The sequence below is a fragment of the Micromonospora sp. AMSO12t genome, assembly GCF_008806585.1.
GTDB lineage: Bacteria > Actinomycetota > Actinomycetes > Mycobacteriales > Micromonosporaceae > Micromonospora > Micromonospora reichwaldensis.
Window position 1 is genome coordinate 1 of sequence record NZ_WAAS01000416.1, and the last position, 3,716, is coordinate 3,716.

A 3,716-nucleotide genomic window follows, 5' to 3' on the forward strand; every position below is an offset into this window, starting at 1 on the left:
AGTGCGCTGGGTGGTGCTGCGGGAGAAGGACCTCCCGCGGGCCGAGCGCGCCGCCCTCGCCGCCGAGCTGCGCGCGATCCTCGCCGAGGCGGGCGGCACCCTGATCGTCGCCGGCCCCGACCCGCTCGGCGGCGCTGCGGTGCACCTGCCGTCGGCAGGGCCGTACCCGCCGCCGCGCCTCGGCCTGGTGGGCCGCTCCTGCCACGGCCGGGCGGAGCTGGCGCGACTGACCACCGAGGACTACGCGACCCTCTCGCCCGTCTATCCGACCAGCACCAAGCCCGGCTACGGCCCACCCCTGCGCCCGGACGGGCTCAACGCGCTGATCCGGCACAGCCCCGTGCCGGTCCTGGCGCTCGGCGGAGTGCAGAGCCCGGACCAGGTGGCCGCCTGCGTCGAAGCGGGAGCCGTCGGCGTGGCGGTGCTCGGCGCGATCATGCGCGCCGACGACCCCGAGGCGGCAGCCGCCACCCTCACGGCAGCCACCGACGCGGCGAGCCGGACCCGGCACGACAGCCCAGATCCTTCCGACGCGGCGGACCGGACCCGGCACGACAGCACAGATCCTTTCGATGGGGCGAGCCGGACCCGGCGCGGCAGCTCGGATCCTGGTGGGACGACGCGCAGCCGGCGGGGCCGCACGGAGGTCTCCGGGACGGGGCTGCGGCCGACCGTGCCCACGGAGGGATCAAGCCTGACCGCCCGGAGTGGGCACGGTCGGCCGCAGCCCTCAAGCGCGACGATCGCGCAGGCCCGGCGCGAGATCCCGTACGCCATCACGGAAGAGGAACGATGACCCCGACGACCGTGCTCACCATCGCCGGCTCCGACTCCGGCGCGGGTGCCGGCATCCAGGCCGACCTGAAGGTCTTCGCGGCCCTCGGCGCGTACGGCACCAGCGTGCTCACCGCGGTCACCGCGCAGAACACGAGGGGCGTCGACGCCGTGCTGCCGCTGCCGCCGCGCACCGTCACCGAGCAGCTCGACAGCGTGCTCGCCGACTTCACCGTCCGCGCCGTCAAGACGGGGGTGCTCGGCACTCCGGCGGTCGCCGACGCGGTGGCGGACGCCGCCAGGGACGGCCGGCTGCCGCACCTCGTCGTCGATCCGGTGCTCGTCGCCACCAGCGGGCACCGGCTGGGCGTGGTCGCCGCCGTGGAGCGGCTGCTGCCGTACGCGCTGGTGGCGACGCCGAACTGCGCGGAGGCCGCAGCCATCACCGGACGCCCGGTGACCACGGTCGAGGAGATGGTGGCCGCCGCCGAGGCGCTGGCTGCCGGCGGGCCGGCGCACGTGGTGGTGACCGGCGGCGACGTGGACGCCGACGGTGAGGCGGTCGACGTGCTGCATGGGGGCGACGTCACCACCCTGCTGCGCGCGCCGCGGGTCGACACCCGGCACAGCCACGGCACCGGGTGCTCGTTCTCGGCGGCGATCACGGTGCGGCTGGCGCTCGGCGACGAGGTGCCGACGGCGGTCGCCGCCGCCAAGGAGTACGTCCTCCGCGCGCTGACCGGCGCGCGGCACTGGGAGCTGGGCGCGGGACGCGGCCCGCTGGACCACTTCGGCTGGTCCGCTTGACCACCAGGGAGGCTGTCATGCAGGCACGTCGCAAGGTGTACGTGGAGGGGTCCCGGCCGGACGTGCGGGTGCCGTTCGCCGAGGTGGAACTGACCGGTGACAACCCGCCGCTGCGGCTCTACGACACCTCCGGCCCCGGCTCCGATCCGGAGGTGGGGCTGCCGCCGCTGCGTGCGGGGTGGATCGTCGAGCGCGGCGACGTCGCACCGGTGCGGGGCGCGGGCACCCCGCTCGCGGGCGCGGACGGCCGCCGCCCCACCCAGCTCGCGTACGCGCGGGCCGGCGTGGTGACGCCGGAGATGGAGTTCGTGGCAGTGCGGGAGGGGATGGCGCCGGAGTTCGTCCGGGACGAGATCGCCGCCGGACGGGCCGTGCTGCCGCTCAACGTCAACCACCCCGAGTGCGAGCCGGCCATCATCGGCAAGGCGTTCCTGGTGAAGGTGAACGCCAACATCGGCACCTCGGCGGTCTCCTCGTCGGTCGCCGAGGAGGTGGAGAAGCTGACCTGGGCCACCCGGTGGGGCGCGGACACCGTCATGGACCTGTCGACGGGGAAGCGGATCCACGAGACCCGCGAGGCGATCGTGCGGAACTCGCCGGTGCCGATCGGCACCGTGCCGATCTACCAGGCGCTGGAGAAGGTCGGCGGCGACCCGGTGAAGCTGAGCTGGGAGGTGTTCCGGGAGACCGTCATCGAGCAGGCCGAGCAGGGCGTCGACTACATGACGGTGCACGCCGGGGTGCTGCTGCCGTACGTGCCGCTGGCGGTGGACCGGGTGACCGGGATCGTGTCGCGGGGCGGCTCGATCATGGCGGCCTGGTGCCTGGCGCACCACGAGGAGAACTTCCTCTACACGAACTTCGCCGAGCTGTGTTCGCTGCTCGCGCGCTACGACGTGACGTTCTCGCTCGGCGACGGGCTGCGCCCCGGCTCGATCGCGGACGCCAACGACGAGGCGCAGTTCGCCGAGCTGCGCACCCTGGGCGAGCTGACGAAGGTCGCCTGGGAGCACGACGTGCAGGTGATGATCGAGGGCCCCGGCCACGTGCCGATGCACAAGATCAAGGAGAACGTGGACCTCCAGCAGGAGTGGTGCCACGAGGCGCCGTTCTACACCCTCGGCCCGCTGACCACGGACATCGCCCCCGCGTACGACCACATCACGTCGGCGATCGGCGCGGCGATGATTGGCATGTTCGGCACCGCGATGCTCTGCTACGTGACCCCGAAGGAGCACCTGGGGCTGCCGGACCGCGACGACGTGAAGGCCGGCGTGATCGCGTACAAGATCGCGGCCCACGCGGCCGACCTGGCCAAGGGGCACCCGGGCGCGCAGGCGTGGGACGACGCGCTGTCCAGGGCGCGGTTCGAGTTCCGCTGGGAAGACCAGTTCAACCTGTCGCTGGACCCGGAGACCGCGCGCTCGTACCACGACGCGACCCTGCCGGCGGAGCCGGCGAAGACCGCCCACTTCTGCTCGATGTGCGGCCCGAAGTTCTGCTCCATGAAGATCACCCAGGAGCTGAAGGAGTACGCGGCGCGCGGCATGCAGGACAAGTCGGAGGAGTTCCTCTCCTCCGGCGGCCGGGTCTACCTGCCGCTCGCCTGAGCGGCGCGACCGGGCGTCCGGCGACGACACCCGTCCCCGCCGACGTCCGGGAGAAAGGGCGGCGCCGCCCCGGCTCCGGTCACCCCGGGCGGGGCGGGCGTCGCCCGGTCGGGTCAGTCGCGGTGGTGGCGGCCGGTGGAGCGCAACGACCGCCGGCCGCTCTCCTGCTCGGGTTCGTTGTCCGGGACCGGCTTGCTGAGGCCGGCGACCCAGTCCACGTACTCCTCGTCCTGCGCCGGCAGCGGCTCGGACTCCCGGTCGGCCGGGGCGTCCTCGGCCCGGGGCCGGTTGCGGCGGAACAGACCCAGCCGGCCCCGGCCCCGCCCGGTGGGCTGCTCGGCCTCGGCGGGCGACGGGGAGCCGGGCGCGGGCGCCTCCGCCCGGGCGGTGGGGATGCCGTTCTCCGGCGCGGCGTCGACGGGCGCCGGGACGGGACCGCCCCGTCGTGCGGTGGTGAGCGCCTCCCAGTTCGCGGCCCGGGCCAGGTCGGGCATCGGGGCCCGGTGGCGGGGCCGGGGTGCCGGG

At 74.5% G+C, this 3,716-nt stretch carries 2 protein-coding genes and 2 pseudogenes; 3 read left to right on the plus strand and 1 reads right to left on the minus strand.

The annotated features are described in order from the left end of the window. The 3 genes and pseudogenes from F6X68_RS31505 to thiC form a co-directional block, all read left to right on the plus strand. Positions 1-499: pseudogene (locus F6X68_RS31505) on the plus strand (thiamine phosphate synthase); the annotation flags it as partial. Between the two features lie 293 nt (positions 500-792). Beyond that, a complete protein-coding gene (gene thiD, locus F6X68_RS31510; protein ID WP_151457656.1) occupies positions 793-1,581 on the plus strand; it encodes a bifunctional hydroxymethylpyrimidine kinase/phosphomethylpyrimidine kinase in 789 nt (262 codons plus the stop codon). Between the two features lie 17 nt (positions 1,582-1,598). Next, on the plus strand, positions 1,599-3,191 hold the full coding sequence (gene thiC / locus F6X68_RS31515; RefSeq protein WP_151457657.1) for a phosphomethylpyrimidine synthase ThiC: 1,593 nt from the start codon (positions 1,599-1,601) through the stop codon (positions 3,189-3,191). A 113-nt stretch (positions 3,192-3,304) separates the two neighbouring features. Here the strand turns inward: thiC and F6X68_RS31520 are convergent. Further along, positions 3,305-3,716, minus strand: a pseudogene (locus tag F6X68_RS31520) (hypothetical protein); the annotation flags it as partial.